The organism is Halochromatium sp., from assembly GCF_054919635.1.
In genome coordinates, this window is record NZ_JBUDPI010000313.1 from 1 (window position 1) to 4,461 (window position 4,461).

Genomic DNA, 4,461 nt, shown 5'->3' on the forward strand with positions numbered 1-4,461 from the left:
TTCTATATCCCGGTCGCGTTGCTCTTGCTGCTTCTGCTACCGCGGTTCCGCAGTTGGCTTGGACCCAAGCGAACGGCAAGCTCAGGACAGGCTCGCGCTGTTCGAGAGGACAAGAGGTCAGCATGACGCAAGGATCTCGCATGAGCCAGCCGATTCGTTACCAGCACGAGCGCGATGGCTCGGCGCTACTCAGTCCGCCCGAGTCCAAGCAACAGCCCCGGCATCAGCCTCGGCATCAGCCCAGGCATCAGCCCAGGCATCGGTTGCAAGCGAGCCTGGCCGCTGATCCTCTGAGGAAGCGAGCGTTCCGGAACACAGGTCGGGCGATCCATACCTTGGCGGGCCTGGATCGGAGCGTGGGTCGAAGCTGGAGTCGAAGCCTGGGTCGAAGCTTTGCCCTCGGCATTCTCGTCCTACTGGTCCTCGCAGCGGTGCTGCCGACGAGCGCGCAGGCAAGCTGGCTCCGTAACAGCGAGCAAGAGGCCATTGCGGTCTATGAGAGCGGCTCCTATTCCGCTGCCGCTGCGGCCTTTAGCGACCCGTTCCGGCGCGGGGTCGCGCTCTATCGAGCAGGCCGTTATGCCGAAGCCGAAGCAGCTTTCGCCAAGCCGCAGCGCTCGGCGGTGCAGCGCGATGCGCAATACAACCTAGGGAATGCCCGCTTCGCGCAAGGCGACTATGCCGGAGCCATCAAGGCCTATGAGCAGGTGCTCACTGAAGAGCCGACGCATGACGATGCGGCGCATAACCTAGCGCTCGCGCGCGCACGCCTCGCACGGTTGGAGCAACAGGCCTTTGCCGAGGAGCAGCCCGACCTGGAGGAGGACCCGGAGACGAAGCAGAACGCAGAGGTCAACGAGCCTCCGGACGCCAGCGACGATGCCGCTGATCAGGAACAGTCCACCGCCGATGAGTCCGAGCAGCAAGCGTCCGAGCAGGATCAAGCCCAGGACCAGGAGGAGCAGCAGGAAGGGGAGCAAGATCAACAAGGAGAGACCGAAGACCAAGGTGAGGAACAGGGTGAGCAGCAGCAGGGCGAGCAGCAGGGCGAGCAGCAGCAGAGTGACCAGCAGGGTCAGCAAGAACAGGGCGATCAAGCGCAGGGCGAGCAGCAGGGTCAGCAATCGGGTGGCGGCGAGCAGCAAGGCGAAGCCCACGATCAGGCCGCTGACACTGGATCCGATGAACAAGGATCTGATGATCAGCAGGGCGGTGAAAGCGGTGACGATGAGCAGCGAGAGCTGCAAGAAGACGCCGAGGGCGGCGAGCGCTCGGAGGCGAGCGAAGGCGGTCCCGATGATAAGTCGGCCTCAGGCCAAGCCGGCGAGCAAGACGATCAGGCGCAGGAGTCAGCGCAAGAGCAGGGTCAGCGCCAGGATATCCAAGGGACCAGCGATGATCAGATCGGCGAGCAGGGCGATACGGCCGAGGAGGAGCGCAGCGCTCGCGCTGAGCCCGACGAGCACAGGTCAGGCGACGAGGAGACCTCCGCCGAGCGCGAGAACGACGAGTCCGCGAATCGAGACGATCCGGCGGCCTCGGACCAGCGATCGGAGACTGATCAGCAGCGTGTAGAGCAGGCGTCGAGCGATCGCCGCAACCAAGCCAAGCGCGACCGCGACAACCCCGCTCAAGCCAGCGCTGAACCGGATCTCAGCGCCGCGGACCAGGCTGCGGAGTCCATCGATCAGTTCGATCAGCAGGGTGCCCTGCCCTGGCAGATGCTGGACCCGGAGCAAGGCCTCAGCGACCGACCCTCGCTCGAGGGCGAAACCGCGCTCGGTCCCGGCATGGCCGTTATCGAGCAACGTCTGCAGCAGGTCGAAGGCGATCCGACGCGCCTGATGCGCAACCAATTCCGCCTCGAAGAGGTACGACGGCTCCGCGAAAGCGGTGGCCGGCTACAGGAGGCAAGGCCATGGTAGCAACCGGGGTTAGATCAAGACGCGGACTGCGTTCTTCGGCGATGCAATGGCGATCAGACCCGCACCGCGGGCTATGGCAGGCTCGCCAGATCGGCCTGTTTCTGCTCGCGATGCTCGTCTGGTCACTGGTCGTCTCGCAATGGGCCAATGCCGCCACCGGTGGCCTGGACATGAAGACCGCGCCCTGGGAGCAACCGCGCCTTGCTCAGCGAACCTATCCACAACAGCCTGCCAGTCCTTGGACATTTCGACCGCAGTCTCCAACCAATGCGCGTGGCGTCCCGCCCGCATCCGTCCCCGGCCAGCAACCGCCAGCAGGCTACCCGGCGCCCGGGACTTGGCAACGCCCCTATTCCGGCACCTACCCGGGTCAGAACCGGAGCGGCTATCAGGCAAGCCCCGGCTATTACCCTTATCAGCAAGGGACCAGCACATTCGACCAGCCATCGCTCGAGGTGACGCTGTTCGAGACGCAGCCCTATGTGCAGCAGCCGATGCTGGTGCGGCTCGATGTCATCAGCTCCGGTAACCTGGCGACAGCCTCGCCAAAGCTTGCTGGTTTTGATGCGCTGTTGCTCGAGGAGATATCCGGTCCAGCCACGAGCGTTCGTGGCAGCGGACGCACCCAGCAGATCGTCAACAGCTATCTGCTGGCGATGACCCCGCTGCGCGCGGGCATGCTTGAGGTTGGTCCGTTCGAGGTCTCTGGCACGCTTGCCGGCGGCATGCCCTTCTCTGCCAAGACATCGTCACCGAGCCCACTTGAGGTCCGGCCTGTGGTTGCCTCGGTGCGTCCCTGGCTGCCGTTGCGAGCGCTGCAGCTGACCCGCGAGCTCGACGAGACCGCACCGCTCGCGGAAGGTCGACCCACCACCTTAACCTTGCGCATGGAGGGCACGGGCGGCGTCGGCACACAGCTCCCCGATCTCGAGGCGATGCTCCGTTCAGACAACTTTCGCGCCTATCGTGAGCAGACGATCGTCGAGACGCAGCTCAGCGCTGATGAGACGAAGCTGCAAGGGGTCCGCACGGAGATTTACACCCTGGTTCCCTATTCCGGCGGCCGCTTGCAACTGCCAGCACTTCGGGTCGATTGGTGGAATGTGGAGACCGCGCGCCGTGAGAGCTCGAGCGTGCCAATCCGCAGTCTCTCGGTCGCTGGTGAATCCGGACCCTTCGGCTTCGGTCGCGGCTCGGGCTGGCTGAGTGATGATGCAAGCAGCCGGTCCGACGATGGATTCGGTCGCAAAGACAAGGCTTGGCCCTGGTTCTGGATTCCGCTCGGCAGTGTCCTGCTTCTGCTGATCGGGTACTGGGCAGGCGTCTGGTATCGGGTGAGGGGGCCTGGCTCCGGCGGCGATGCGCAAGCCGCGCATCATCGATCAGTGTCCGGCGCCCCGATCAGACAACGACTGGGCGGTGGCGGTGACCGATCGCGCTCGGGCATCGGCACTGGCACTGATCTCAGGAATGGCCTCAAGGCCCGGCTCAAAACCAGGCTCAAAACAGGGCTAGCACGGCTCGACCCTCGAGCGCCCGCCGCGGATGCTTGGCAGCGGCTGCGCGCGCGCTTGCGGGATCTGCTGCCTGCGAACATCCGAGTCTACCGCTGCGCCATCGAGGCCGAACAAGCGGACAGCGCCAGCGAATGGGCGCTCAGGTTTCAAAGCAGCGCTTGCCAGAGCCTCCGCACCCCAAGTCGAGAGCCGCTACCGCGCATGGCAGATCGCATCCTGAGGCTTCGCCCTGGAGCCGACGAGGCACGAGTCCGCAGTCTGATCCAAGAGCTTGACACAGCCCTCTACAATGGCGCTGAGCTCGATATGCGACGCTGGAAGCGCGAGCTGCGCAGAGCCCTAAGGCCTGGTTGGGGCGCATTGCGCGGGCTGGTCGGAAACCGTTTTCAGCGCCGTCGACTCCCCGCGCTCAACCCGCGGTCTAGCGGGAGTTAGCTCGCAACCTCATAAGCGGTCTTGGAGCCCGTCAGATCCCAAGCAAAGGTGCAATCAAGATGCGACAGCACCGAGATCAGCCCGCTCTCGCCATCCTCGACCATCACCGCGACCGGCGCGCGCTTGCCAAACTGCTTGTTCCCACGCCGGACCCACATATCTCGCATCTCGGGGTTTCGGGGAAAATAGGTCTGCAAGGCATCCTCGATGCGCAACAGATAGGAGACCCGACGGTTGACCTCGACCGTATCAGGAAACGGTTCTTCTTCGCGAAAGCGTGAGATGTTGCGCGCCTTGACGCTCTCGGGCAGCTGCAGCAGGACCATCATATCGGTCGCCGACAGGTTCCAGCTCTCGAGCAGGCTCATGGTGCGCTGAGTCAGGCTCAGACGTTCGTCGTGGGTCAGATCAGACATGGTTAGACCACCTTGAAGTGTTTGCCGTAGCGACTATGCCGCCTGCCACAGCAGCGGGAATTTGTTTATCAAGAGGAGAGTGAAGGCGAATAACCCAGGTTGCAACCCGGAAAAGACGGGGGATTCACTGCTTGATACTTGGGCTTGAGACCTGGGCTTGAGACCTGG

Annotated in this window: 3 protein-coding genes; 2 read left to right on the forward strand and 1 reads right to left on the reverse strand. The window is 63.9% G+C overall.

Annotated elements, in window-relative coordinates; all coding sequences use genetic code 11:
- Positions 1-122 precede the first annotated feature (122 nt).
- Positions 123-1,925, forward strand: coding sequence for a tetratricopeptide repeat protein (locus ACY693_RS15610; RefSeq protein WP_462322737.1), 1,803 nt, complete (start codon positions 123-125; stop codon positions 1,923-1,925).
- Between the two features lie 41 nt (positions 1,926-1,966).
- On the forward strand, positions 1,967-3,877 hold the full coding sequence (locus ACY693_RS15615; RefSeq protein ID WP_462322738.1) for a hypothetical protein: 1,911 nt from the start codon (positions 1,967-1,969) through the stop codon (positions 3,875-3,877).
- Here the strand turns inward: ACY693_RS15615 and ACY693_RS15620 are convergent.
- Complete coding sequence (locus tag ACY693_RS15620; RefSeq protein ID WP_462322739.1) at positions 3,874-4,293, reverse strand: DUF2384 domain-containing protein; 420 nt, start codon at positions 4,291-4,293, stop codon at positions 3,874-3,876. The two genes, ACY693_RS15615 and ACY693_RS15620, sit on opposite strands and share 4 nt — an antisense overlap.
- Between the last annotated feature and the right edge of the window lie 168 nt (positions 4,294-4,461).

What these genes read in the sequence shown, in the direction of transcription:
- ACY693_RS15610 (WP_462322737.1), top strand. Translation starts at nt 123, where the DNA reads ATGACGCAAGGATCTCGCATGAGCCAGCCGATTCGTTACCAGCACGAG.
- ACY693_RS15615 (WP_462322738.1), top strand. Translation starts at nt 1,967, where the DNA reads ATGCAATGGCGATCAGACCCGCACCGCGGGCTATGGCAGGCTCGCCAG.
- ACY693_RS15620 (WP_462322739.1), bottom strand. Translation starts at nt 4,293, where the DNA reads ATGTCTGATCTGACCCACGACGAACGTCTGAGCCTGACTCAGCGCACC.